The 25,671-nt window shown below is 63.2% G+C and carries 23 protein-coding genes; 11 read left to right on the top strand and 12 right to left on the bottom strand.

What is annotated here, in order from left to right; all coding sequences use genetic code 11:
- Positions 1-3 precede the first annotated feature (3 nt).
- The 3 genes from ACW4TB_RS07685 to ACW4TB_RS07695 are packed head-to-tail and all read right to left on the bottom strand — an operon-like array spanning position 4 to position 4,073.
- Positions 4-1,350, bottom strand: coding sequence for a c-type cytochrome (locus ACW4TB_RS07685; protein WP_012314685.1), 1,347 nt, complete (start codon positions 1,348-1,350; stop codon positions 4-6).
- A gap of 18 nt (positions 1,351-1,368) precedes the next feature.
- Positions 1,369-3,618 (bottom strand): xanthine dehydrogenase family protein molybdopterin-binding subunit, encoded by a 2,250-nt coding sequence (locus ACW4TB_RS07690; RefSeq protein WP_012314684.1) that lies wholly within the window; start codon positions 3,616-3,618, stop codon positions 1,369-1,371.
- A complete protein-coding gene (locus tag ACW4TB_RS07695) occupies positions 3,618-4,073 on the bottom strand; it encodes a (2Fe-2S)-binding protein (protein ID WP_012314683.1) in 456 nt (151 codons plus the stop codon). Before ACW4TB_RS07695 ends, ACW4TB_RS07690 begins: the two co-directional genes overlap by 1 nt.
- A gap of 260 nt (positions 4,074-4,333) precedes the next feature.
- Between ACW4TB_RS07695 and ACW4TB_RS07700 the strand changes: the two genes are divergently transcribed.
- The 3 genes from ACW4TB_RS07700 to ACW4TB_RS07710 all read left to right on the top strand — a co-directional run bounded on the left by ACW4TB_RS07700 (position 4,334) and on the right by ACW4TB_RS07710 (position 8,575).
- Positions 4,334-6,520 carry an OsmC domain/YcaO domain-containing protein gene (locus ACW4TB_RS07700; RefSeq protein WP_279931170.1) on the top strand — a complete coding sequence of 729 codons (2,187 nt, stop codon included), beginning with the start codon at positions 4,334-4,336 and terminating at the stop codon, positions 6,518-6,520.
- Between the two features lie 221 nt (positions 6,521-6,741).
- Positions 6,742-7,428, top strand: coding sequence for a class I SAM-dependent methyltransferase (locus ACW4TB_RS07705; RefSeq protein WP_455842936.1), 687 nt, complete (start codon positions 6,742-6,744; stop codon positions 7,426-7,428).
- A gap of 265 nt (positions 7,429-7,693) precedes the next feature.
- On the top strand, positions 7,694-8,575 hold the full coding sequence (locus ACW4TB_RS07710) for a hypothetical protein (protein ID WP_279931172.1): 882 nt from the start codon (positions 7,694-7,696) through the stop codon (positions 8,573-8,575).
- Here ACW4TB_RS07710 and ACW4TB_RS07715 read toward each other — a convergent pair.
- Entirely contained in the window at positions 8,572-8,871 is a 300-nt protein-coding gene (locus ACW4TB_RS07715; protein WP_012314679.1) for a hypothetical protein, read from the bottom strand. The genes ACW4TB_RS07710 and ACW4TB_RS07715 overlap by 4 nt on opposite strands.
- A 179-nt stretch (positions 8,872-9,050) precedes the next feature.
- Here ACW4TB_RS07715 and ACW4TB_RS07720 point away from each other — a divergent pair, with 179 nt between their 5' ends.
- The 4 genes from ACW4TB_RS07720 (at position 9,051) to ACW4TB_RS07735 (ending at position 12,104) form a co-directional block, all read left to right on the top strand.
- A complete protein-coding gene (locus tag ACW4TB_RS07720; protein WP_279931174.1) occupies positions 9,051-9,479 on the top strand; it encodes a DUF2231 domain-containing protein in 429 nt (142 codons plus the stop codon).
- A complete protein-coding gene (locus ACW4TB_RS07725; RefSeq protein WP_012314677.1) occupies positions 9,476-10,768 on the top strand; it encodes a PQQ-dependent sugar dehydrogenase in 1,293 nt (430 codons plus the stop codon). Before ACW4TB_RS07720 ends, ACW4TB_RS07725 begins: the two co-directional genes overlap by 4 nt.
- 75 nt (positions 10,769-10,843) lie before the next feature.
- Positions 10,844-11,422 carry a hypothetical protein gene (locus tag ACW4TB_RS07730; RefSeq protein WP_039601934.1) on the top strand — a complete coding sequence of 193 codons (579 nt, stop codon included), beginning with the start codon at positions 10,844-10,846 and terminating at the stop codon, positions 11,420-11,422.
- A 163-nt stretch (positions 11,423-11,585) separates the two neighbouring features.
- Positions 11,586-12,104 (top strand): DMT family transporter, encoded by a 519-nt coding sequence (locus tag ACW4TB_RS07735; RefSeq protein WP_254465863.1) that lies wholly within the window; start codon positions 11,586-11,588, stop codon positions 12,102-12,104.
- Here ACW4TB_RS07735 and ACW4TB_RS07740 read toward each other — a convergent pair whose 3' ends face one another.
- Positions 12,105-13,013, bottom strand: coding sequence for a LysR family transcriptional regulator (locus ACW4TB_RS07740; protein ID WP_012314674.1), 909 nt, complete (start codon positions 13,011-13,013; stop codon positions 12,105-12,107).
- 166 nt (positions 13,014-13,179) lie between these two features.
- Here ACW4TB_RS07740 and ACW4TB_RS07745 point away from each other — a divergent pair, with 166 nt between their 5' ends.
- The 3 genes from ACW4TB_RS07745 (at position 13,180) to ACW4TB_RS07755 (ending at position 16,423) form a co-directional block, all read left to right on the top strand.
- A complete protein-coding gene (locus tag ACW4TB_RS07745) occupies positions 13,180-14,394 on the top strand; it encodes a YeeE/YedE family protein (protein ID WP_012314673.1) in 1,215 nt (404 codons plus the stop codon).
- A gap of 109 nt (positions 14,395-14,503) precedes the next feature.
- Positions 14,504-15,478, top strand: coding sequence for a quinone oxidoreductase family protein (locus ACW4TB_RS07750; protein WP_279931182.1), 975 nt, complete (start codon positions 14,504-14,506; stop codon positions 15,476-15,478).
- 24 nt (positions 15,479-15,502) lie between these two features.
- Positions 15,503-16,423, top strand: a complete 921-nt coding sequence (locus tag ACW4TB_RS07755) for a LysR family transcriptional regulator (RefSeq protein ID WP_012314671.1) — start codon at positions 15,503-15,505, stop codon at positions 16,421-16,423.
- Positions 16,424-16,484: 61 nt separating this feature from the next.
- Here ACW4TB_RS07755 and ACW4TB_RS07760 read toward each other — a convergent pair whose 3' ends face one another.
- Together ACW4TB_RS07760 and ACW4TB_RS07765 are read right to left on the bottom strand one after the other, a co-directional pair.
- A complete protein-coding gene (locus ACW4TB_RS07760) occupies positions 16,485-16,814 on the bottom strand; it encodes a hypothetical protein (protein ID WP_012314670.1) in 330 nt (109 codons plus the stop codon).
- A 75-nt stretch (positions 16,815-16,889) separates the two neighbouring features.
- The gene (locus tag ACW4TB_RS07765; RefSeq protein ID WP_279931185.1) at positions 16,890-17,540 is read right to left on the bottom strand and encodes a DUF998 domain-containing protein; all 651 of its coding nucleotides are present in this window, start codon (positions 17,538-17,540) and stop codon (positions 16,890-16,892) included.
- 223 nt (positions 17,541-17,763) lie between these two features.
- Here ACW4TB_RS07765 and ACW4TB_RS07770 point away from each other — a divergent pair, with 223 nt between their 5' ends.
- Entirely contained in the window at positions 17,764-18,513 is a 750-nt protein-coding gene (locus ACW4TB_RS07770; protein ID WP_012314668.1) for a FadR/GntR family transcriptional regulator, read from the top strand.
- A 171-nt stretch (positions 18,514-18,684) separates the two neighbouring features.
- On the opposite strand, the gene ACW4TB_RS07775 is transcribed toward ACW4TB_RS07770, so the two are convergent.
- The 5 genes from ACW4TB_RS07775 to ACW4TB_RS07795 all read right to left on the bottom strand — a co-directional run bounded on the left by ACW4TB_RS07775 (position 18,685) and on the right by ACW4TB_RS07795 (position 25,578).
- On the bottom strand, positions 18,685-20,265 hold the full coding sequence (locus ACW4TB_RS07775) for an aldehyde dehydrogenase (NADP(+)) (protein ID WP_279931187.1): 1,581 nt from the start codon (positions 20,263-20,265) through the stop codon (positions 18,685-18,687).
- Positions 20,266-20,382: 117 nt separating this feature from the next.
- Positions 20,383-21,936: a galactarate dehydratase gene (garD, locus tag ACW4TB_RS07780; RefSeq protein WP_012314666.1), complete on the bottom strand. Its 1,554-nt coding sequence runs from the start codon at positions 21,934-21,936 to the stop codon at positions 20,383-20,385.
- A 77-nt stretch (positions 21,937-22,013) separates the two neighbouring features.
- Positions 22,014-23,375: an MFS transporter gene (locus ACW4TB_RS07785; protein WP_012314665.1), complete on the bottom strand. Its 1,362-nt coding sequence runs from the start codon at positions 23,373-23,375 to the stop codon at positions 22,014-22,016.
- Positions 23,376-23,477: 102 nt separating this feature from the next.
- Positions 23,478-24,389: a 5-dehydro-4-deoxyglucarate dehydratase gene (kdgD, locus tag ACW4TB_RS07790; RefSeq protein WP_012314664.1), complete on the bottom strand. Its 912-nt coding sequence runs from the start codon at positions 24,387-24,389 to the stop codon at positions 23,478-23,480.
- 379 nt (positions 24,390-24,768) lie between these two features.
- A complete protein-coding gene (locus ACW4TB_RS07795) occupies positions 24,769-25,578 on the bottom strand; it encodes a gamma-glutamyl-gamma-aminobutyrate hydrolase family protein (RefSeq protein WP_012314663.1) in 810 nt (269 codons plus the stop codon).
- Positions 25,579-25,671 lie beyond the last annotated feature (93 nt).

Here is a 25,671-nt window from a genome sequence, read left to right on the forward strand (position 1 = left end):
TCCTCAGCGCATGTGCAAGATGATCGGGCTGCTGCTGGCTGGGTCGGTATCCCCGCGCAGCTTGCTGACGGCCTGCGCGTCGACTGCACCGCCGTGGTTGCCCCAGGTACTGCGCACAAAGCTCAGCACCTCGGCGATCTCCTGGTCCGACAACTGCTCGCGGAAGGCAGGCATGCGGTAGGCATCCGGCAGCCCGGCGGCGACGATCCGTTGCGAGCCATTGAGGGTGATGTTGATCGCCGAAGCATTCTCCTTGGCCAGCGCCGAGGTGGCCCCCGCCAGCGGCGGCATCCATTCTGCCTGGCCTTTGCCGTCCAGGCCATGGCACGTGGCGCAGCGGGTCACGTAGGTGTGGGCGCCAGGGCTGTTCAGGCGCTCACCGGCAGACACGGCCTGGTACTGCCACGGCTCGCCATCACGTTGGGGGTCGCCCGGCAACGATTTGAGGTAGCGAGCGATCGCTGCCAGGTCGTCATCGCTCATGAACTGGGTGGAATTGTTGAACGCCTCGGTCATCGAGCCATAGACCACCGCATGCTGATTGCGCCCGTGCTTGAGGAATTGCACGATCTGGGCCTCGCTCCAGCGGCCCAGGCCGGTGTTGTGGTCGTTACGCAGGCTGGGTGCGTACCAGCCATCGAGCAGCGCGCCTGCCAGAAACGGCTTGCCACCTTCATCCAGGGCTTTTTCGTTGAAGGCCAGGCCCCGTGGGGTATGGCAACTGCCACAGTGGCCGGGTCCCTGAACGATATAGGCGCCTCGGTTCCACACCGCGTCCTGCGCCGGTTTCGCCGCATAAGGAGCGTCTGCTGCGAACACGCCATTCCACAGTGCGATCGGCCAGCGCATGTTCAACGGCCACGGGATATCGCTGGGGATGTTCGCCTGTTGGGCAGGCTGTACGCCTTTCATGAAGAAGGCATACAGCGCCCGCACATCGTCATCGCTGAGCTTGGCATATGAAGGGTAGGGCATGGCCGGGTACAGCCGCCGCCCGCCTGGTGCGACGCCGTGGCGCACAGCGCGGTCGAAGTCGGCAAGGCTGTAATTGCCGATGCCGGTCGCGGGGTCGGGAGTTACGTTGGTGGCGTGTATCGCCCCCAGCGGTGTGGCCATTTCCAGCCCACCGGCAAACGGCTTGCCGTCGGGCAGGCTGTGGCAGGCGACGCAGTCGCTGAGCCTGGCCACGTACTCACCACGGCTGACCAGCGCCGGGTCGAAGCTGGCGTTTTGCTCGGTGACGAAGGGCGAAGCGGGCTCACGGGTGACATACCAGGCCAGCAGGCCTGCGGCGACCAGGCACGGCAGCGCCAGCCAGCCTGCGGCTCTTGCGAATCGACTGTGGGTCATGGGGCGGTCCTTGTCCGGTCAGCTGAAGGTATGGCGGCTCATGGGCAGGCTGCGGATGCGCTGGCCTGTGAGCTGCGCCACCGCGTTGGCCACTGCTGGCGCCACCGCAGGCAACGGCGGCTCGCCAATGCCCCCCATCTTCGCGCCGCTTTCGACAATGCGCACATGCACCCGGGCCATGCGCGAGGCAGGCAGGATCGGATACAGGTCGTAGTTGCGCGCGCGCGGCTTGCCATCGATGTATACCGCTTCCTCAACCAGCGTCTGCGACAGGCCAAGGGCCACGGCGCCGTTGACCTGGGCTTCGATGATCGCTGGGTTGACGATGCTGCCGGGGTCGATCGCCTGCCAGATGTCGTGAACCTTGACCTGGCCATCTTCGATCGATACTTCGGCGATCACGGCGGCCTCCGAGCCGAACGGCGAAGCCATGGCCACACCACGCGCCCGCTTGCTGCCGTCTTCAGCGGTGAACGGCCCGCGCTTCCAGCCACCGGACAATTCACCCACCGCTCGCAGCAGGTTGGTCAGGCGCGGGTTGTCGCGCAGCAGGTGCAGGCGCAACTCAAAGGGGTCCTTGCCGCCTTTGTCAGCCAGCTCGTCCAGGAAGGACTCGTAGAAGAAATCGTTGAGCGAGTTGCCCACCGATCGCCAGTAACCCAGCATGGCCGGGCCTTTGACGTAGATCTGTGCGATGCGTTTGTTGGCGATGGCGTAGGATTTGCCCGATAGCCCTTCGAGCGCCGTAGGGTCGATTTTTTCGCCTTGCTTGCCCGCCAGGGCCTCGGTGGGGCCCTCTGTGGCACTCACTGCTTCGATGGCCACTGGCAGGCCATCGGCATCCAGCCCTGCACGGAACTTGACCACCGCTACCGGCCGCAGCACATCGCGCAGGAATTCTTCCTCGCGGCTCCAGATCAGCTTGACCGGGCGGCCGACGGCCTTGGCCAGCAGGATGGCCTGCGGGTACGGGTTGGCCGAGTCATACAGGAAGTGGCGACCGAAGAACCCGCCCAAAAGCGGCGAGTGCAGGGTGATCTGTGCAGGATCCAGGCCGGTGCGTTTGGCAATGTCGTCACGGAACATGTCCGGCGCCTGGTTGGGCAGCCAGACCTCCAGCGAACCATCGGGGTTGAAGCGCGCCAGTGCGGACGGCGGCTCCAGCTGGGCATGGTTGAGATACTGGTTGTGGTAGGTGGCCTCGACCTTGGTTTTGGCATTGCCCAGTGCAGCGGCCACATCGCCTTCGCTTTCGTCGTCTCTGGCAGGGCCTGTCTGAGCGGCCAGGTGCTCGCGCCAGGCATCGCTGGAGAAGTCGGCGGGCATCGCGCGTACTTTGCTGTCGGCGCCCGGCTCCTGCCAGTCCACCTGAAGCGCCTCGACCGCACGCTTGGCGTGCCACCAGCGTTCGGCCACCACGGCAACCGCGCCTGGCAGTTGATGCACCGAGTGCACGCCTTTCATGGCCTTGACCTGAGCTTCGTTGCGCAGGCTGCCCACGGTCATGCCCAGGCGCGGGGCGTGCTGTACGGCGGCTTGGAGCATGCCGTCGAGCTTGATGTCGATGGTGTAGAGCGCCTTGCCGGTGGATTTGTCGTAGGCATCGACACGGCGCACCGGCTTGCCGATCCAGCGGAACTGGCTGGGGTCGCGCAGCTTGATGCCTGCTGGGTCCGGTACCGGCAGGTCCATGGCCCGTTCAGCCAGTTCGCCATAGGCAAGCGAACGGCCCGAAGCGGCGTGTAGCACCTTGCCAGGTTCGGTGGACAGCTCGCTCACCGGTACGCCCCATTGCTCGGCTGCGGCCTCTAGCAGCATGGCCCGGGCAAGGGCGCCAAGGCGGCGCATGGTCGGGTAGCTCATGCGCACCGACATGCTGCCGCCGGTGATACGCATGCCGTTTTCCATCACTACATAGGCTTCGCCCGGCGGGGCACTGTCGACCACGAACGTGGCAGGGTCCGCGTCCAGTTCTTCGCCGACGATCTGCGCCATGGCGGTGTAGGTGCCTTGGCCGCCTTCCATGAACGGGCAGAGCAGGCGTACCGTGCCGTCCTGGCGGATTTCCAGGAATGCAGGTACCTGGGTGCCGCGTTCCTGGGCGGCGGCCGTCGCCGCTTGGACCCGGCTGACGCCCAGCGGCAGGCCAAAGCCAAGGACCAGGGCGCCTACGGCGGTACCGGCGAGAAAACGCCGACGCGACAGGTTGACCGTTTCGCCCGGCGGCAGGTCGAGCAGCACCGCAGAGGTATCGACAGGCGTATTCATCAGGCCTTCTCCCCTTGGGCGAGTTCGTGCATGGCGGCATGGATGGCGTTATAGGTGCCGCAGCGGCACAGGTTGACCATCGCTGCATCGATTTGCGCATCGCTCGGTTGCGGGGCGTGCTTGAGCAGCGCGGTGGCCGCCATCACCTGCCCCGACTGGCAGTAACCGCATTGGGCCACCTGATGCTCGACCCACGCCGCCACCACGCGCTTGCCCACCTCATCGGTCTCGATGGCTTCGATTGTGGTCACTTCACGCCCGACCACCCCGGCCACCGGCGTGACACAGGCGCGCACCACATTGCCGTCCACCAGCACCGAGCAGGCGCCGCACTGTGCCAGGCCGCAGCCGTATTTGGTGCCGGTCAGGCCGAGGTCGTCGCGGATCACCCACAGCAACGGCGTGTCGGCGTCGGCCTCGACCTGGTAGGTCTTCTGGTTGATTCGAAGTTCCATGGCTCACCTGCTGATCATCGGTTGTGATTGTGTGCTGTCTTGCAGGGAATACGTTGTTCCCCAATCGCAAACGCTAGCACAGCGGTATGAGCGGTGGCCTGCCGTGTACTGCAGGTTCAGAGAATCAGGCAAGCAATCCGGTGAAATGCGCAATCAAGTGCCGCAGCCGTCAGCCGTACAGACAAACAGGACTTCCAGCCGAAAAAACCGGATAATGCCGGCCAATTTCGTTTTGCACGCTTAAATCACGGTGTTCCCGCATGGAAATCAAGGTCAACTTTCTCGACAACCTTCGTCTTGAAGCCAAATTCGACGACTTCACGGTGATCGCCGACCAGCCGATCCGCTACAAAGGCGATGGCTCGGCCCCGGGGCCGTTCGACTATTTCCTTGCCTCATCGGCCCTGTGCGCCGCCTATTTCGTCAAGCTGTACTGCCAGACCCGGGATATCCCTACCGAAAATATCCGCCTGTCGCAGAACAACATCGTCGACCCTGAGAACCGCTACAACCAGATCTTCAAGATCCAGGTCGAACTGCCGGAAGACATCTCTGAGAAGGACCGGCAGGGCATCCTGCGCTCCATCGACCGCTGCACGGTCAAAAAAGTGGTACAGACCGGTCCCGAGTTCATCATCGAGCAGGTGGACAACCTTGATGCCGACGCCCAGGGCCTGCTCATGCCGGTGGCCGACACCACCACCTACATCGCCGGCAAGGACCTGCCGCTGGAGCAGACCATCGCCAACATGTCGGGGCTGCTTGCCGGGCTGGGCATGAAGATCGAGATCGCCTCGTGGCGCAACATCGTGCCGAACGTGTGGTCGCTGCACGTGCGCGATGCGCAGTCGCCGATGTGCTTCACCAACGGCAAGGGCTCGACCAAAGAGGCCGCGCTGGCCTCGGCGCTGGGTGAGTTCATCGAGCGTTTGAACTGCAACTTCTTCTACAACGACCAGTTCTGGGGCGAGGACATCGCCAACGCGCCGTTCGTGCACTACCCCAACGAGCAGTGGTTCAAGCCGGGGCCCAAGGACGCGCTGCCAGCCGAGATCCTCGACGAATACTGCCTGCAGATCTACAACCCGGACGGCGAGCTGCGCGGTTCGCACTTGTATGACACCAACTCGGGCAATACCGCGCGTGGCATCTGTTCGCTGCCGTTCGTGCGCCAGTCGGACAGCCAGGTGGTGTACTTCCCGTCCAACCTGATCGAAAACCTGTTCCTCAGCAACGGCATGAGCGCGGGCAACACCCTGGCTGAAGCTCAGGTGCAGTGCCTGTCGGAGATCTTCGAGCGGGCCGTGAAGCGTGAAATCCTTGAGGGCGAGCTGTGCCTGCCGGATGTGCCGCAGGAGGTGCTGGCGAAGTACCCAGGCATCGTCGCAGGCATCCAGGGGCTGGAAGAGCAGGGCTTCCCGGTGCTGGTCAAGGACGCGTCGCTGGGCGGTGAATTCCCGGTCATGTGCGTGACCCTGATGAACCCGCGTACCGGTGGCGTGTTCGCCTCGTTCGGCGCGCACCCAAGCTTTGAGGTGGCGCTGGAACGCAGCCTTACCGAACTGCTGCAGGGCCGCAGTTTCGAGGGGCTCAACGACTTGCCGCAGCCGACCTTCGAAAGCCACGCGCTGACCGAGCCGAACAACTTCGTCGAGCACTTCATCGACTCCAGTGGTGTGGTGTCGTGGCGCTTCTTCAGCGCCAAGGCCGACTTCGAGTTCGTCGAGTGGGACTTCTCCGGCCATGGCGAAGACTCCAACCTCCAGGAAGCCGCGACCCTGTTCGGCATCCTCGAGGGCATGGGCAAAGAGGTGTACATGGCTGTGTACGACAACCTCGGCGCCAACGCCTGCCGCATCCTGGTACCGGGTTACTCGGAGATCTACCCGGTCGAGGACCTGATCTGGGACAACACCAACCGTGCCCTGGGCTTCCGTGCCGACATCCTCAACCTGCATAGCCTGGACAACCGTGCACTGCGGGCGCTGCTAAAGCGCCTGGACAACTGTGAGGTGGACGACTACACCACCATCACCACGCTGATCGGTGTCGAGTTCGATGAGAACACGGTGTGGGGCCAGCTGACCATCCTTGAGTTGAAACTGCTGATCTGCCTGGCGCTGAAGCGTTTCGAGGACGCCAAAGAACTGGTCGAGGCGTTCCTGCAGTTCAATGACAACACTGTCGAGCGCGGTTTGTTCTACCAGGCCCTGAATGTTGTGTTGGAAGTGGTGCTGGATGACGAGCTTCAGATGGATGACTACGAGGCCAATTTCCGCCGCATGTTCGGCAACCCGCGCATGGATGCAGTGCTGGGTTCGGTGGACGGTAGCGTGCGCTTCCATGGCCTGACCCCGACCAGCATGAAGCTGGAGGGGCTGGACCGCCACCTGCGCCTGATCGAGAGCTACAAGAAACTGCATGCCGCACGGGCCAAGGCGGTGTGACGAGTCTGGAGGGGGCGCTTAGCGCCCCTTTACACTTGGATAGTACGCAACGGCCTTGATGCTATTGCCAATGCGTATTGCCCGTCAGGCATTACTGCTTGCTGCATCTGTTCATCAGCGTTTAGCTCAATGGTGGTCGGAGCAGGCCACCACACTACACACCACGGCGCATAGACCGTCAGAAGGACCTCGGCCGCGCACAGAACAAGAAGGCGCAGAGCATGAGCAACCCACTGGACACCAACGCATTGAAGGCCCGCCAGCAGGCTGCGTGGGCCAGCGGTGACTACGCGGTGATCGGCACTACCTTGCAACTGGTGGGTGAACGGCTGGCCGAAGCCTGTGACCTTCGCTGGGACGAGCAGGTGCTGGATGTTGCTGCAGGCAACGGTAACGCCACTCTGGCCGCCGCTCGGCGCGGGTGCCGGGTCATTTCCACCGACTACGTGCCCGAGCTGCTCAAGCGCGCAGAGGATCGCGCTCGTGCCGAACATCTGAATGTGGAATTCCAGGTGGCCGATGCCGAGGCCTTGCCGTTCAAAGACGCTACCTTCGATGCCGTTGTTTCGACCTTCGGCGTGATGTTCGCCCCCGACCAGGCGCAGGCGGCTCGGGAGCTTGCGCGCGTTTGCCGCTCCGGCGGAAGGGTAGGCCTGGCTAACTGGACACCTCAGGGCTTCGTCGGCCAGATGTTCAAGACCCTCGGTCGGCATGTGCCGCCACCGGCTGGCGCCTTGCCGCCGTCGCGCTGGGGCGATGAAGAGCAACTGCGCGCAATGTTTGACGGCGAAATCGGCGCCATGGATGTCAGGTGCCAGCAGTTCAACTTTCGCTATCGTTCGCCAGCGCACTTCATCGAGGTGTTCCGCACTTGGTATGGCCCGGTGCATAAAGCCTTTGCGGCGTAGTCGGCAGATGCTTCGGCGGCGCTGGAGAGCGATCTGACTCAATTGTTGAACGAGAGCAACCTTGCTGGGGCTTCGTCGCTTGTGGTGCCCAGTGATTACCTTGAAGTCGTGATCATGAAACGTTGATTGCGAGCCTCTTCGCGGGTTGCTCCCGCTAGCAGACCGCAGCGATTGGGGCCGGAGCGGGTTCACCCGCGAAGAGGTCGTACAGGCAAGCGTTCATCTGGAGTAGCATGCAAGCCCTGGCACCTTCAAGGACGTTCTGGTGACAAACTTCTTCAATCGCCTGAAAAACTGCCTCGCGGGCTGGTCAGGTAAACATGTGGCCTGCGAACCTGCCTTTGAGCCTTCGCGTGCTCAGCAGAACCTGGCATGGCTGCCGCGTAATCGGGTGTTCGAACCGCTCGACCTGCCTCTTCCCGATTACCCCGCACCTGGCCTGATTGGTGAGCCACTGTACCTGCGCTATTCGGCCTTCATGGCGCAAGCAGGGAAAAACCCTGCGCCGCTGGCCGATGGCGCATTGCGCGAGGTTGGCCGGCGCCTGGCCAGCGAACTGCTGGGCCAGGCAATTACCTTGGGTAGCAGCAAAGCCCACGAAGGTTCGGATGAGGTGTATTGGCTGGTGCAGAGCGCTGCCATCACCTCTCTCTTCGCCGATGGTGCCCAGTCCGCCGAGTTTGCCGGCTACAGACAGCACGTGGCGTATTACCAGGCAGGCTGCCGTACGGCGGGACAGGTCAATGCTTTCGACCGCTACGTGGCCGCCAACGGCCAGCCTGCAGTCGAAGACGAGGTGCAGTCCCGCTCAGCGGATGACCACTACCGGGTAATGGTGAGGCCATGGGAGGCTGGAAATACGCATTGGGTCTATTCCCCGCGTGTTCTCGATACCCACCAAGGCACTTGCCTGCTGAGCTTCCAGGATGCCTGTTGGTCAGCGGACGTCAGCACCTGGCATAGCGGCTCGACCGTCGAACTGGCATTGCGCAAGTACCCAAGCCACCGCGCGCGCGACGGCATACGCGTGATCATCGACTGTACAAAACGGTGTGCGCTGCTGGAGGCCGGCGGGGAAATCGAACTGGCGGATCTGGAAGCCGTGCTGGACGCCCGGCTTGAGGGGGCGGAACCCGGCAGCCGCTAGTTCTTGCACTTGGCCATGACCACCTGGCAGGTCCTGGGCGTTCCGCCGGAGCGGCCGGCATAGCGGATGCAATTGTTCATCGACTTGTGGCGGGCCATGCTCAAGGTATCGCCCCACGCCAGGCCGCCTTCTCCCGTAGTGGGCACGGCCTTGGCGAAACAGTTCGAGCCCAATGCCGCTGTCTGGTAGCGAGCCTGGCTGTGCTTGTTCGAACATCCGGCGGTCAGCGCCATGCTGAGGCCAAGCAGGGCATGTGCGGCCCACAACGCGTAAGGTCGTGCTCTATCAGCGCTCATGCCATTTGCCTCAGGTGGGAAGGGGGGTGAAGTCTTTCAGGATATTTCTATCAAGCCAAGCGGTGAACTAACCGGACGTCAAGGTGATCCTTTGCTAAGCGCACCCCGCGCACGCCTGACGGACCGGGCACTCGCGCCTGTCCGCCAGCCCCGGGTCACTGACTGAGTAAGGAGGCGCCGTGACCGCTACCGAGCAAACCCTCTACCGATGCACGCCCAGCCCGCTGCACGCAATCCTGCTGGCCGGCACGGTCCCGCTGTTTCTTGGCGCATTGCTGAGTGACCTAGCCTACTTCAAGAGCTACCAGATCCAGTGGAGCAACTTCGCCTCCTGGTTGATTGCCGGCGGCCTGCTGTTCTGCGGGCTGACGTTGCTGTTCGCGCTGGCCAACCTGGTCCGCGCCGAGCGCAAGGGCGGGCGGCCAACGCTGTACTTTCTGCTGTTGCTGGTGACTTGGATATTAGGGCTGGTCAATGCCTTCGAGCACGCCAAGGACGCCTGGGCAGTGATGCCCGCGGGCCTGGTGTTGTCTCTGATCGTGACCGTGCTGGCCTGCGTGGCGGCCTGGCTGGGTATGAGCAACCTGCGTTCGGGAGGTGCGGCATGAAACCTTTGCATGCATTGCCTGTATTGAGTGTAGCGCTGTTGTTGAGCGCCTGCGGTGGGGAAGGTGAGGCTACCCAGGCCCTGGGCCCCGACCCGAAACTGCCGGCCCCCGAGCGTGGCCTGTTGCCGAGCATGAAGATCGCCCAGCCCGCACACTGGGGCGAGCAGAAGCCGACCGTACCTGAGGGTTACAGCATCACAGCCATTGCCACTGACCTGAAAATTCCGCGTCAGAGCCTGGTACTGCCCAACGGTGACATCCTGGTGGCCGAAGGCCGCGGCGGCAGTGCAGCCAAGCTCAAGCCCAAGGACGTCATCGCCAGCCAGATCAAAGCCAAAGGCAATACCCAGGTCAAGGGCGGCAACCGCTTGACCCTGCTGCGCGACGCCGACGGCGATGGCACCTATGAGGTGCAGACGGTGTTTGCCGAAAACCTCAACGCGCCTTATGGCCTGGCCTTTGCCGATGGCAAGCTGTACGTGGCCAACCAGGACGCATTGGTACGTTTCGACTACCAGGACGGCCAGACCCAGGCCGGCAGCCCGCCGACCAAAGTCACCGACCTGCCGGCCGAGATCAATCATCACTGGACCAAGGCGCTGACCGTCAGCCCCGATGGCCGTTACCTGTATGTGGGTATCGGTTCGAACAGCAATATCACCGAGCGCGGGATGGAGGCCGAAGTCGATCGCGCCATGGTCTGGCAAATCGACGCTGCCACCGGCGCGCACAAGCCGTACGCTACCGGCTTGCGTAACCCGACGGCGCTGGCCATCCAGCCTGGCAGCGGGCAGCTGTGGACCGTGGTCAATGAACGCGATGAGCTGGGCCCGGACCTGGTGCCGGACTACCTCACTTCGGTGCGTGAAGGTGGCTTCTATGGCTGGCCGTACAGCTACTGGGGGCAGAACGTCGATGAGCGGGTGAAACCGCAGAACCCGGACAAGGTGGCTGCCGCAATCAAGCCCGATTACAGCCTCGGTTCGCATGTGGCCGCGCTGGGCGTGGACTTTTCCATACCGGCCATGGGCGAGCGCTTTGCCGACGGCGTGTTCGTGGGCGAGCACGGCAGCTGGAACCGGCCAAACCCTGTGGGCTACAAGGTGATCTTCGTGCCGTTCAGCAATGGCAAGCCTGCCGGCGAACCGATCGACTTCGCCACCGGTTTCCGGACCGAGGATGGCAAGACTCGTGGCCGGCCGGTCGGTGTGACGGTTGACCCTCGCGGGGCACTGATCATCGCCGATGATTTGGCCAATACCGTATGGCGGGTCACGCGCAATCGGTAAGTCCAGCTATGGTGTAGGAGCGGCGCGTGAAGCGTTCACGCGCCTGTCCGGTCTTGACCACAGGGAAGCAGGCCTATGAATGCTCTTTGTACACTCGCTCGCGCTGTTGCGCTTGCCACGCTCGTCGGTACCGCCAGTTACACGGTGCAGGCTGCCGATATACCCATTGCCAGTGAAGCACTGGAAAGTCATGTGACCACACAGGTCACCGCCATCGACCAGGCCAACCGGCAGGTCACGGTCAAAGGTCCTGACGACAAGGACGTGACGTTCCAGCTCACGGAAAAGGCCAAGGCGCTGCCCAACCTAAAAGTCGGTGACCAGGTCGATATCTACGTGACCCGTGCGGTGGCCTATGTACTCAACACAGAGGTGGGCGGGGCGCCCAAAGCCAGCGATGAGTCTGGAACCATCCGCGCCACCAAGGACAACCCCAACCCGGGCGGCGAGGCATTCCGCCAGGTGCGGGTAACGTCGCAGATCAAGAAGATCGACCTCAAGACCCATGAGGTGAGCCTGCTACCGCCGGAAGGCAAGTTGCAGGTGGTCAAGGTCGAGGACCCTGAACTGCAGGCCCGAATGAAAAACCTCAAGGTCGACCAGACGGTCGATGCGATCTACACCGAAGTACTGCGGATCGAGACATCCCGCTGACCTCTCGCCGGCCTTTTCGCGGGCGACCCCGCGAAAAGGCCGGCGATCATAGATCGGTATCCATCATCCATGTGGCGAATAATCTGAGTGCAGGATTTCGATTTCCATAACCTCTGTGGATTTGCGGATGATGTACCGACCCTGTCTTCAGCTGAGTGCACCTATGCCTAACAAGGCCCTGCTTATTGCTTTTCTTCCCTTGGTTTTGGCGCTGCTCGCCGGAGTCGTGCTGCCCTACCAGGCCGCCAGCAACGCGGCCGTTGGTCGTGCGCTCGGGCACTGGCTTTGGGGCGCCTTCACGTCATTGACGGTCAGTTCTGTGGTGGTCATCGCGGCCTTGCTGATCCTGCGGGTACCGCTGCCCGACCTGGGCAAAGCACTGCAAGGCCCATGGTGGCTGTGGATCGGCGGGGTGCTTGGCGCACTGTACGTAGCCGCTGCCGCCGCCTTGACTCCTAAGCTTGGAACCGCGGGCTTTCTGGTGCTGGTGGTGGCGGGGCAGATTCTGACGTCGGTGATTGTCGACCATTTCGGGCTGATGGGCGTTGCCAGCAAACCGGTGAGCCTGCCAAGGCTTGCGGGGGTGGTTCTGATACTCGTCGGGGTGTTCCTGGTGCAGAGCACCTGGGCCGCAAGCCCGGCGACTGGCAAGGCGGCTATCGTCAAACAGCCCGAAGCCTGATCAGCGGCCGGGCTGGCAACAGGCCCAGACTGTCTCCCGCAGCCAGCGATGCCCTGGATCGCTGTCTTTTCTGGTGTGCCAAGCCTGCTGATAGGCCAGGTTTGGAATTGCCAAGGGTGGTGCGAACTGGCGCAGGCCCTTATGTGGGCGCATCGGGCCCACCGCTCGCTTGGCCACGGTAAGGATCAGGTCGGTGCCGCCGAGCACTTCGACGGCGGCGCTCCAGTGCGGGAGCGCCAGGGCGATGCGCCGGCGCAGGCCCCGTTCACCCAGCGCGCGCTCGATCTCGTCATGGGCGTCCGGGCGCATGGCCATGAGCACGTGCGGCCGTGCCAGCCAGTCATCCAGTGCAAGGCCACCTTTGGCTGGCAGCACCTGACGGTCGGCGATGCTGACGAAGCTGTCCTCGAACAGTGTCTGCGCGGTAATGCCCTGCGGCAGCTCGGGGAAGATGCCCAAGGCGAGGTCGAGTTCGCCATCGAGCAACTGCGCCATCATCGCCTCGCGGCTGGCCTGGCTGATGGCAAGGTCCACGCCCGGTGCTGCCTGTCGCAGGTGACGGACCAGTGGCGGCAGGATGATCCGCGAGGCGTAATCGGACAACGACAGGCGGAACCTGCGCTGAGCCAGAGCCGGGTCGAAGCGTGGTGTGGCCAGCAGGCTGTTGAGGCTGCCCAGCGCGTCCTGCAAGGGTTTGATGAGGGACTGGGCGCGTGCGGTCAGGGCCATGTGGCCGTTCTGGCGGATCAGCAGCGGGTCGTCGAAATGTGCGCGCAGTTGCGCCAAGGCATGGCTGACTGCCGGTTGGCTGCGGTGCAGGCGGATGGCAGCGCGGGTCACGTGTTTTTCGCTGAGCAGTGCATGCAGGGCCAGCAGCAGGTTGAGGTCGATCTTGCGCAGTTCATCCATGGTGCGAATGGCCAGGGTGGCTTTTGGGGGCTTCGTATCAGCCTAACAGATGTGCGCACTGCTGAGCGGGCAGCCCCCCTGCCACAGATGAAAGCCACCCAAAGCAGCATTGATCGAACCCCGGCGCTATAATCGCCCCCCGTTTTACAGTAATCCGAGCATTCCGATGGGTCTTTCCGCAACCGCAACACCCGAACCGCGCCGCCTGGGCGCCCCCTTGATTGCCTTGGCCCTGCTGCTGGCTGGTGCCTGGTTCCTAAACCTCAACGCCGGTTTCAAGCAGGTACTGCTGCTGATCCTCGGCGCCGCTCTGGGGCTGACGCTTTACCACGCAGCGTTCGGTTTTACCTCGGCCTGGCGCGTATTCATCAACGAACGACGGGGCGCCGGCCTGCGTGCGCAGATGGTCATGCTGACCCTGGCCGTGCTGCTGTTCTTCCCGGCGTTGTCGGCTGGCAGCCTGTTTGGTAACCCGGTGACCGGGCTGGTGGCGCCAGCCGGGGTTTCCGTGGTGTTTGGCGCGTTTATCTTCGGTATCGGCATGCAACTGGGCGGCGGTTGTGCCTCGGGCACGCTGTTCACCGTCGGCGGGGGCAACGCCAGAATGCTGGTGACGCTGCTGTTCTTCATCATCGGCTCGGTTACTGCCACGCACCATGCCGACTGGTGGTTCGCCTTGCCATCGTTGCCGGCTACCTCGATCGTCCAGGCCTGGGGGGTAGCGCCGGCGCTGCTGGCCAGCGTGGCGGTGTTCGCGCTGATCGCCTGGGCCACGGTGGTACTGGAAAAGCGCCGCCATGGCGCTCTGGAAGCCCCCGTGAGCAGTGAACACCAGGGCCTGCGACGCTTCATGCGTGGCCCATGGCCGTTGCTGTGGGGCGCTATTGCCCTGGCCTTGCTGAACTACGCCACCTTGGCCTTGGCCGGGCGCCCGTGGGGCATTACCTCCGCATTTGCCCTGTGGGGCGCCAAGACTCTCTCCAGCCTGGGTGTAGACGTCGGCAGCTGGGTGTTCTGGCAGGCGCCGGCCAACGCCAAGGCGCTGGCAGCGCCGTTGTGGCAAGACGTGACCACCGTCATGGACCTTGGCATCGTGCTGGGGGCGCTGCTGGCGGCTGGCCTAGCGGGGCGTTTTGCCCCGAGCCTGAACATCCCGCTTCGCTCGCTGGTAGCCGCAGTGATCGGTGGCCTGCTGCTGGGCTACGGTTCGCGCCTGGCCTATGGCTGCAACATTGGCGCCTACTTCAGCGGCATCGCTTCGGGTAGCGTGCATGGCTGGCTATGGCTGGTTGCCGCCTACACCGGAAACATCATTGGCGTGCGTCTGCGCCCATTGTTCTTTGCCGGTGAGCGCCGGCCAGCGGTGTTGACGGGCTGCTGAAAACACTTTGCTTCATTGGGTGCAGGAATCATCTGCACCCAAGCCGATTGTTCGATTCCTGCCGACTAATTAGCCTGAGTCGGTCTTCCACTCCCTCAAGGAATCGAACATGACGACCCGAATTGTGTTGAGCGCTACCGGCGCTACTGACGTCATGCGCCTGCAGCCCCTGCAAATCCAACGGCCAGGGCCTGGCGAGGTCTGGCTGGAGCAAACTGCCATAGGCGTCAATCCGCTGGATGTGCTGCAGCGCCAAGGCGGTGCGCCGCTGCTACTGCCATCGGGGCTAGGCCTGGAAGGTGCCGGGCGCGTCGTCGCGACGGGTGAGGGTGTACACAATGTTCAGGTCGGCGACCGTGTCGGTTATGCCACAGGCCCTGTGGGCGGCTATGCGAGCGCCCGGTTGTATCCTGCCGAGCGTCTGGTGCATCTGCCGGACGAGGTAAGCGATGAAGCTGCCGCTGCCATCCTGTTCAAGGGGATCACCGCACAATACCTGCTCAAGACGACTTACCCGATCGGGCCCGGCACCCAGATACTGCTTTATGGCGCCGCCGGTGCGCTCGGCCAGTTGATGGTACCGTGGGCGCGGCACCTGGGCGCAACGGTGATTGGCGTGGTATCCCGACCACAAAGCATGGCGCGCGCGCAGGCAGCGGGTTGCCACCATGTGCTGGTATTCGATGCTGCGACGCTGGCTGGTCAGGTGCATGAACTCACCCGGGGCCAAGGGGTCGATGTGGTGTATGACAGTGTCGGCAAGGTCTCGCTGCAAGCGTCCCTGGACAGCCTGCGCCTGCGTGGGCTGCTGGTATCGTTCGGGGCGACCACGGGCACCCCGGCAGCGATCGAGGTTGGCACCCTCAACGCTAAAGGCTCGTTGTACGTGACCCGGCCATCGCTGGCCGCCCATACCCGCACAGTGGAGGAGTACCAGCAGCGCGCAGGCGACGTGCTGTCGGCGGTCGCCGAAGGTATCATCCAGCCACGGGTATGGCGCCGCTATCCGTTGGCCGAAGCAGCCAGGGCCCACGAAGACCTGGAGCAGGGGCTGTCGGAAGGGGCGCTGATTCTCACCACCTGACTGACCCAGCCACAGAGCCTTGCCATGGACGCCTTTGACAGCCGCCGCGCCGATGAACTCGCCACCTTGCTGGCCCTGCACGAGCAGGGCTCTTTCTCGGCCGCCGGCCGGCAGTTGGCACGCCACCCCACGGTACTGTCCAAACGCCTCAGCGCACTGGAACAGCGCCTTGGCATTCGCCTGGTGGAACGCACCACTCGGCAACTGCGCTTCACCGATGAGGGCGAACGCCTGGTGGTGCGAGTGCGCGAGGCCAGCCGGCTGATAACAGAGGCAGAGCAGGAGGCCACCGAGGGTGCGGCGTCGGTGCGCGGGCGCCTGCGCCTGGCCCTACCTGCGGCGATGGGACGGCGTTGGTTGAGCGGCATGCTGGCGGACTTTGTCCTGGCCCATCCGCAGGTGACCCTGGAAGCCGAGTATGCCGACCGCTTCGTCGACCTGGTCGGGGAAGGTTTTGATGCCGCCATACGCATCGGTGAACTGGCCGACAACCGCCTGGTGGCCAGCAAGCTTTGTGACCACGTACGCATCCTCTGTGCCTCGCCGGACTACTTGGCGCGCCAGGGCGAACCGGCAAAACCAGAAGACTTGTCGAAACATAATTGCTTGGGGTTCAGTGGCTTACGATCATTTCCTGAATGGCGGCTCACCCGTGGAAACCATCAGGTGAGTGTGAAGATCAGTGGGTCATTGCGCGGCAATGACAACGAAGCCCTGTTAGAGGCGGCGCGCCGTGGCGTGGGCATCCTCGCTGGCGGTGACTGGTTGATGGGCGAGGACCTGGCCGCCGGTCGCCTGCTGCGGGTACTTGCGCAATGGGAGTTGGATGCGGCGGCCGGGATCTATCTGGTGCGACCATCGGCACGCTTGAACACGGCCTCGTTGGGGGCGTTCAAGGCATGGGTCACGGATCAGTTCAAGGAGGGCCCGCCATGGCGGCGCTAGGGCTGGCCTGTTCCAGGCAAAGCATTAAATGAACTATATAAGTTATTGATATATATAGATTCTATCGCTTTGCAACTGCATGCTGCACGCACTGCTCATAGTAGGTCTGCTTGATGGCTGCCGGCTTGAGCCGCGAGCGGCTATTGTAGGTCTGTTCAGTGATGCCGAAGGCGGTCATGCGCATCCATGGTTTGGCGAACCGGCGTACTTGTAGTTTCTTGCGCGTGGCGTACAAGGTCACACCGGAAAGCTTGGCCTGCTGGGCCTCGGCGGCGATCTGCGACCCCCAGCCACAAACATGGCGGTCGTTCTGGCTCAGCGCTCTGGCCTGGGCGCCGAAGGCAGTCGTGGCCAGCAAGCAGCCGGCCACCATTGCTAGAAATACTCGCATGTTGCTGTCCTAAGCATCTGAAGGAAAAAGGAGTTTGCCTTCGCTTCAAGTGCCTGGGGGCCAGCACGTTGCAGGTCAGGTGGTGGCGATGCGCAGGCGATTTGCCAGCGTCGGCCGCAGGCAGTAGAGGGCAAGCCCGGCTACCCAGACCACCGAGACGGTATAGTTCAGGCGTTGGTACAGGCCGAATAACTGACCGTTCTGGGCCGCCTGGACCATCAGTGTGGCACTGGCTATCGCAGCCACTACACAAGCCAGTGAAAATGCCCCCAGCGCGCGCGAGCCGGCCACGCCTTTGCCGGCCCATACCCAAAGCGCACTGGCCAGGGTCAACGAGAGAAACATCAGCAAGCCGGACACGTTATGCAGTTGCTGAGACAGGGAGGGGTGCGCAGGCGCACAGCCTTGATCGCAGGGAAAAAAGCCGGTGCCCACGCTGCCGAGCCCATGCAGCAGTACCAGTGCGGCGCTGGCAAGGGCGAGCTTCGAGCCCCGCCAGCGCCGCGCCAGGCCCCAGGCGAACAGGGTAAACAGCACAGCGAGGGGGAAGTTGTTGAGCAGGGGTGACCAGCGTTGGGTTGGGGCACCCTCCGCGCCGAGCTGGCTCATGGCCTGCTGCAGATGATCGTAGCCCGGGTATGCTTGGGCGGTGAACCAAACGCCAAGCAGCAGCCAGAACGGTGTGATCAGCCCGCAGCAAAGCAGGCAGCGGTCGAAGGTTTTCATCAGCGGTTTTCCTTCCATGGAGTGACCAATCGATGCTTATACAGTACCGAGATGGATGCCGTCTGTCCTGACCTGTTCGCGGGCAGGTCCGCTGCCGCAATCCTTATTTCCGCCATCCCCCTATGCCGAGGACGTTGTGTTGATAAATACCGCGTCTGGTGTATGTGATCGTACAACTGCTTGCGCTATCATGACGGCTGTCTTTCAAGGTGAAAAACAGGGCATGACAGAGCAACAGGTACAGGCAAAGACCCGGCGCAAGCCGCGCAGTCTGGCCCAGGAACTGGTCACGGTGCTGACCGAGCGTATTCGCAGCGGCCAGCTCAAGCGCGGCGACAAGTTGCCGACCGAATCGCAGATCATGGCCGAGGAGGGCGTCAGCCGCACCGTAGTGCGTGAGGCCATCTCGAGGCTGCAGGCCGCCGGTCAGGTCGAGACCCGCCATGGCATCGGCACCTTTGTGCTGGACACGCCTGCCACGGGGGGCTTTCGCATCGACCCGGCCACCGTGGTCACGCTGCGTGAGGTGCTGGCGGTACTGGAGCTGCGCATCGCCCTGGAGATCGAGTCGGCAGGCCTTGCGGCGCAACGGCGCAGCGATGAAGAGCTGGCAGGCATGCGTGCGGCGCTGGACGAACTCAACGAGGGTGCTGCCCATGCCACTGATGCGGTGTCGGCGGACTTCCAGTTCCACCTGCGTATCGCCCAGGCCAGCGGCAATCACTACTTTGCCGACATCATCAACCACCTTGGTACCAGCATCATCCCGCGTACCCGGCTCAACTCGGCGCGTCTGGCGCATGATGACCAGGCGCACTACATGAGCCGCTTGATGCATGAGCACGAGGCGATCTACGAAGCCATCGCCCGAAGCGACAGCGAAGGGGCCAAGATGGCCATGCGTATGCACCTGAGCAACAGCCGTGAGCGGTTGCGTCAGGCGCATGCGGAGGCTGAGGCGCAAGGGGTCTGATGGCTGTGCTGGCCCTGTCGCCGGCAAGCCGGCTCCCACAGGTATCTCGCTGCTCTCAAGCTCAGCGCAAACCCAGTGGGAGCCGGCTTGCCGGCGACAGGGCCGCTAAATCCAATGCAAGACTCAAAAGAAAGCCCCGCAAATGCGGGGCTTTTTATCGGATCAGGGCATTCAGATCGCCCCGTCACTCCACTGCCCATTCACCAGGCGGCGCAGGCCCAGCGGGTTGTTGTCACGCAGTGCCTCAGGCAGTAGCGACTGCGGGTAGTTCTGGTAGCACACCGGGCGCAGGAAGCGGTCGATGGCCAGGGTGCCGACGGACGTACCACGGGCATCGGAGGTGGCCGGGTAAGGCCCGCCGTGGACCATGGCGTCGCACACTTCCACGCCGGTCGGGTAGCCATTGATCAGGATGCGGCCAACCTTTTCTTCCAGCAGTGGTACCAGCCAGGCAAATGCTTCGAAGTCTTCAGGCTCACCGATCAGCGTAGCGGTCAGCTGGCCGCGCAGGCCGAGCAAGGCGGCGCGCAGCTGCGCGTTGTCCTGAGCTTCAACGGCAACGGTGGTCGGGCCGAACACTTCTTCCTGCAGCAGCGGGTCGGCGTCCACCAGCAAACGGGCATCAGCCTTGAACAGTTGTGCCCGCGCCTGGCTACCTTCCTGAGGTTGGCCTGCCAGGTGTTCGATGCCGGCGTGGGCCTGCAGGTGCTCCAGGCCGCCCACATAGCTGCGCAGGCCACCGGCGTTGAGCAAGGTCTGGCCGGCTTGCTGGTCCAGGTGCTGGCCGAGGTCGGTGAGCAACTGGCTGAACTGTGGCGATTGCAGGCCGATTACCAGGCCTGGGTTGGTGCAGAACTGGCCAGCACCCAGGCACACGGACCCGGCCAGCTCGCGGGCAATGGCGTCGCCACGCTTGGCAAGCGCGCCCGGCAGAATGATCACTGGGTTGATGCTGGACATCTCGGCGAATACCGGGATGGGTTGCGGGCGTTCGGCGGCCATGCGGCACAGTGCGTCCCCGCCCTTGAGCGAGCCGGTGAAGCCGACCGCCTGGATGGCCGGGTGCTTGACCAGCCACTCACCGACGCCACCGCCAAACACCATGTTGAATACGCCCTTGGGCATACCGGTGCGTTCGGCAGCGCGGACGATGGCCGCACCGACCAGGTCGGCCGTGGCCATGTGGCCGCTGTGCGCCTTGAACACCACCGGACAACCGGCGGCGAAGGCTGCAGCGGTATCACCGCCTGCGGTGGAGAAGGCCAGCGGGAAGTTGCTGGCGCCGAACACGGCGACCGGACCGACGCCGATGCGCATCTGGCGCAAGTCCACGCGGGGCAGCGGCTGGCGTTCGGGCAAGGCCAGGTCGATGCGTGCACCGAGGTAGTCGCCACGGCGCAGCACCTGGGCGAACAGGCGCATCTGACCGCTGGTGCGGCCTCGCTCACCTTGGATGCGCCCGGCGGGCAGGGCAGTTTCACGGCAGACCACGGCGACGAAGGCGTCGTCCAGCTCGTCCAGTTCCGCCGCAATGGCGTCGAGGAACTCGGCACGACGTGCCGGGGCCAGCTGGCGGAATTCGGCAAAGGCCGCTGCCGCCGCTTGAGCTGCCTGGTCCACCTCGGCCTCGGTGGCTTGGGCGAAGCTGTAGGGCAGGGCCTCGCCAGTGGTGGCGTCCAGGCTCTGCAGGCGTTGCGCGCCAGCGGCGCTGCGCTGGCCGGCGATGAAGTTGTGGCCAAGAATCTCAGGCATGGTGTGCTCCTGTGTGTGGAAGGGTTGATCAGTGGATGTCGCATGACCTGTGGAAGCTGGCAAGCCAGCTACTACAGGCGGGCGTGTGCCATTGAAATACCGGCCAAGGCCGAACCATCAGGTGATTGGCGCCGGATTGAACAGGGTGATGTCATTGTGCAGCCGGTGTTGTTCTGCCCAGGTCTGCTTGCGGCCGCTGGCCACGTCCAGGTAGTAGTGGAACAACTCCCAGCCCAGCTCCTCGATGCTTGAACGGCCACTGGCAATGCGCCCGGCGTCGATGTCGATCAGGTCCGGCCAGCGCTGGGCCAGTTCGGTGCGGGTGCACACCTTGACTACCGGCGCCATGGCCAGGCCGTACGGGGTACCGCGGCCAGTGGTGAATACGTGCAGATTCATCCCGGCCGCCAGCTGCAGTGTGCCGCAGACAAAGTCGCTGGCGGGCGTTGCGCAGAAGATCAGGCCCTTGCGGTTTACCCGCTCGCCCGGCCCGAGCACGCCCTGGATGGCGCCGCTGCCGGACTTGACGATCGACCCCAGGGATTTTTCGACGATATTGGACAGGCCGCCTTTCTTGTTGCCTGGCGTGGTGTTGGCGCTGCGGTCGGCCGCACCTTGCTGCAGGTAGCGGTCGTACCAGTCCATCTCGCGCACCAGCGCATCGGCGACCGCCTGGTTTTCGGCGCGGGAGGTAAGCATGTAGATGGCGTCGCGCACCTCGGTCACTTCCGAGAACAGCACGGTGGCGCCGGCCCGCACCAGCAGGTCGGCCGCATAGCCCAGCGCCGGGTTGGCAGTGATACCGGAGAATGCATCGCTGCCGCCGCATTGCATGCCCAGGATCAGCTCACTGGCCGGCACGGTTTCGCGGCGGCGCTTGTCGAGCTTCTGCAAGCGCGTCTCGGCCAAGCCCATGATCTGCTCGATCATTTCGCAAAAGCCGAGGCTGGCATCCTGCAGGCGATACAGCCACGGCTCAGTGAGGTCAACCGAGGGGTCGTTGTCGTGCATCACCTGGTCGGCCTGCAGTTTCTCGCAGCCCAGGCTGATGACCAGCGCTTCGCCACCCAAGTTGGGGTTACGTGCCAGGTTGCGCACGGTGCGGATCGGGATATAGGCATCACGGGCGTTGATCGCCACGCCGCAGCCATAGCTGTGGGTGAGGGCGACCACGTCATCGACATTGGGGTATTTGGGCAGCAATTCGCTGCGGATGCGCTTGACTGCATGTTCCAGCACACCTGTCACACACTGAACGGTGGTGGTGATGCCCAGGATGTTGCGGGTACCGACGGTGCCGTCAGCATTGCGGTAGCCCTCGAAGGTGAAGCCATCCAGCGCAGGCAGGGGCGCAGGTACGGCATCGCAGCGCGGCAGGCTGTCCAGTTCCGGGGCAGAGGGCATGGCCAGTTGGCTCTCCTGCACCCAGCTGCCCTGGCGCAGGTCTTCCAGGGCGTAACCGATGATCTGCCCATAGCGTCGCACTGGCTCGCCTTTGGCGATGAGGACGGTGGCCACTTTGTGGCTCTGCGGCACGGCTTCTACAAGGGTCAGGCCATCGGGGAAGCGCGCGCCTTCGCCCAGACCACCATCGTTGACCACTACCACGACGTTATCGTCGTCGTGCAGGCGGACGTAGCGGGGCGAGTCGGAATGTTCGATCAACTGCATGTTCGGGCCCTGTTTGTGATGTTCTCAGGCTTTGTACATCCGCCCGCACCGGGATTACCGGTCGCGGGCGTGCTCACTCAGTGACGTGCGCTGGCCAGTTCGCCCGGGGCGGCAGGCTCAGCGTCTGGCTTTGCATCCTCCCGCAACTCGATACGCTTGATCGGCCCGACGATGACCAGGTAGCTGAACACCGCTACCAGGGCGTTGGCGCCCACGTACACCAGCGCCCACTTGAACGAACCGGTCGCGCTGATGATGTAACCAATGACGATCGGGGTGGTGATCGAAGCAATGTTGCCGAAGGTGTTGAACAGGCCGCCGGACAGCCCTGCGATCTGCTTGGGCGAGGTATCGGCGACCACGGCCCAGCCCAGTGCGCCGATGCCCTTGCCGAAGAAGGCCAGGGTCATGAAGCCGACCACCATCCATTCCGCCTCGACATAGTTGCAGAAGACCATGGTGGTCGACAGCAGCAGGCCACAGACGATCGGCAGCTTGCGCGAGAAGGTCAGCGAGTTGCCACGGCGCAGCAGCCAGTCAGACAGCACGCCACCAAGCACACCACCGATGAAGCCGCAGATCGCCGGCAGCGAGGCGATGATGCCCGCCTTGAGGATGGTCATGCCGCGCTCCTGCACCAGGTACACCGGGAACCAGGTCAGGAAGAAGTAGGTGATGGCGTTGATGCAGTACTGGCCCAGGTATACGCCCAGCAGCATGCGGCTGGTCAGCAGTTGCTTGATGTACCCCCATTTCGGGCCGTCGTTGCCGCGCTTCTGGTCCATGTCCACCAGGCCGCCGTTCTGCTCGATGTGCTCGAGTTCTTGCGGGCTGATGCGCGGGTGTTGGCGCGGGTTGTAGATGGTCTTCAGCCACACCATGGAGAACACGATACCCAGTGCACCCATCACCACGAATACGTGCTCCCAGCCGAAGCTGAACACGATCCAGCCCATGATCGGGGCGAACAGTGCGGTGGCGAAATACTGCGCGGAGTTGAAGATCGCCGATGCTGTGCCGCGTTCTGCCGTGGGGAACCAGGCCGCAACGATGCGCGCGTTACCCGGGAACGATGGTGCTTCGGCAAAACCAACCAGAAAACGCAGGGTGAACAAGGTGACGACCGCCCAAGCCACTGGCAGGCCGCCGACAAAACCCTGCAGCAGGGTGAACAGAGACCAGGTGAAAATACTGAAGGCGTAGACATTCTTGGAGCCGAAGCGGTCCAGCAGCCAGCCACCAGGAATCTGGCCGGCAACGTAAGCCCATCCAAAGGCGGAGAAGATATAACCGAGGGTTACGGCGTCAATGCCGAGGTCCTTCTGCAGGCTGGAGCCTGCAATGGCGATGGTGGCGCGGTCGGCATAGTTGATCGTGGTCACCAGGAACAGCATGAACAGGATCAGGTAGCGCACATGCGTCTTTTTAGTCGCTTGCATGCTGGTAATACTCCCACTAGTTATTTTTGTGCGGGCTCACGAGTTGTAGCCGGAGTGGGGTAGCCCACTCCGGGTGCGGCATTGGCAGGCCGCGGGGTGCGCTTATTGCGGACCCATCTTGTCCATCAGAGCTGCGAGCATTTCGTATTCTTCAGCGGTCAGGTCGGTCAGCGGGGTGCGCACCGGACCTGCGTCGTAACCGGCGATCTTCGCGCCTGCCTTTACGATGCTCACGGCGTAGCCGGCCTTGCGGTTGCGGATGTCCAGGTACGGCAGGAAGAAATCGTCAATCAGCTTGCCAACGGTGGCGTGATCGTCGCGGGCGATGGCGTGGTAGAAGTCCATCGCGGTCTTCGGGATGAAGTTGAACACCGCCGAGGAGTAAACAGGCACACCCAAGGCCTTGTAAGCGGCAGCATAAACCTCGGCGGTCGGCAGCCCACCCAGGTAGCTGAAACGGTCACCCAGGCGGCGACGGATCGACACCATCAGCTCGATGTCGCCCAGGCCGTCCTTGTAGCCGATCAGGTTAGGGCAGCGTTCGGCAAGCTTTTCCAGCAGGTCGGCGTTCAGGCGGCAGACATTGCGGTTGTACACCACCACCCCGATGTTGACCGATTTACACACCGCTTCGACGTGGGCGGCTACACCGTCCTGGCTGGCTTCGGTCAGGTAGTGCGGCAGCAACAGCAGGCCCTTGGCACCCAAGCGCTCGGCTTCCTGAGCGTATTCGATGGCCTGGCGGGTGGAGCCACCGACGCCGGCGAGGATCGGTACCGACTTGGCGCAGGTGTCGACGGCAGTCTTGATCACCTGGCTGTACTCGCTGGCGGCCAGGGAGAAGAACTCACCGGTGCCACCGGCGGCGAACAGGGCGCTGGCGCCATACGGGGCAAGCCATTCCAGGCGCTTGATGTAGCCAGCCTGGTTGAAGTCGCCCTGGGCATTGAAGTCGGTGACCGGGAAAGACAGCAGCCCGTGGGAGAGGATGGATTTCAGTTCTTGTGGATTCATTGTTATTGGCATCCTGTGGCGCTTGGGTGAAGGGTGTTGTTTTGCGTTGGAGGTAAGTTATCGTACAACTAGTGCGATGACTAGTCCCCCTTCGGAAAATTTTTGCGGCACTTGGCCTAGCGGGGGATTTGTGATGAGGCGGAATCGTGCGCAGCTCGCGATGCGCAGCGCGGCGGCGCTCGGGATCCCGGGCGCAGAAAACCCAACGACAACCATCTAAACAGTCATCGTATCTCTCGGGAAGGGAAAAAAGATCGCGGAGACAGACGCAAGCCCGCCGCCCGCATCCACGGGAAATGTTCTGGGACCAGCAGAGGGTGACCGTGGAAGCGGGGGCGGCCTTGCGCCGCCCCGCGATCAAAACTAACGAAGCTGAGGGTCAGGCGGCCTGTTGGCGCTTGATCTGGGATTTGCGCACCTGGGCGCGGCATGCATCGCCGAAGGCCTGGAAGATCTTGATCGAATCAGGGTTCTTCGCCGCTTGCCACTCCGGGTGCCACTGCACGGCGAACAGGAACGGCGAAATGCTCGGGGCGTGAATCGCTTCGACCAGGCCGTCTTCGGCGTGGGCGATCGGTTCGATGCCAGTACCCAGATTACGCAGGCCTTGGCCATGCAGCGAGTTGACGCGGATCTCGTCGGTGCCAAGGGCGTCGTGCAGCCAGCTGCCGGGCTTGATCTTCACGCCATGCACCTGAGCGTATTGCACGTCGACCGGATCTTCCGGGTTTTCCCGGTGGTCGTTGAAGCCTGGTTCGGCGTAAACCTTCTGATAAATGTCGCCGCCCAGGGCGACGTTGATTTCCTGCATGCCACGGCAGATGCCGAAGATGGGCAGGCCACGCTTGAGCGCTGCCTTGACCAGCGGAATATCGAACAGGTCGCGGTTGACATCCTGGCCTTTGCCTGGAGTCTGGTTTTCCTGGCCATACAGGCTCGGCTCAATGTTGCTGCCAGCACCGGTCAGGTATACGCCGTCGGCCATGTCCAGATAGGTCTCAAGGGCTTCGGTGCCACAGCAGGTGGGCACCAGCACCGGGACGCAATCGGCGAAATCGACCAGCGGGGTGATGTATTTGTGGGTCATGACCTGGTAGTCATGGCCTTTGCGCTCTTGGCTGCCCATGGTCATCAGGACGACAGGTTTGCGCAGGGAAGGTTGCTTGTTGCCAATGTTGCTGTTGGACATATGTCACCTTATGACAGGTTCGACCTGCCGTTGTTGTGCAGGTGCACGGCGCGGGGCCTGGTGTGCTACCTGAAGCCCCGAGCACTGCCGGCT

It is taken from the genome of Lelliottia jeotgali (genome assembly GCF_977070485.1).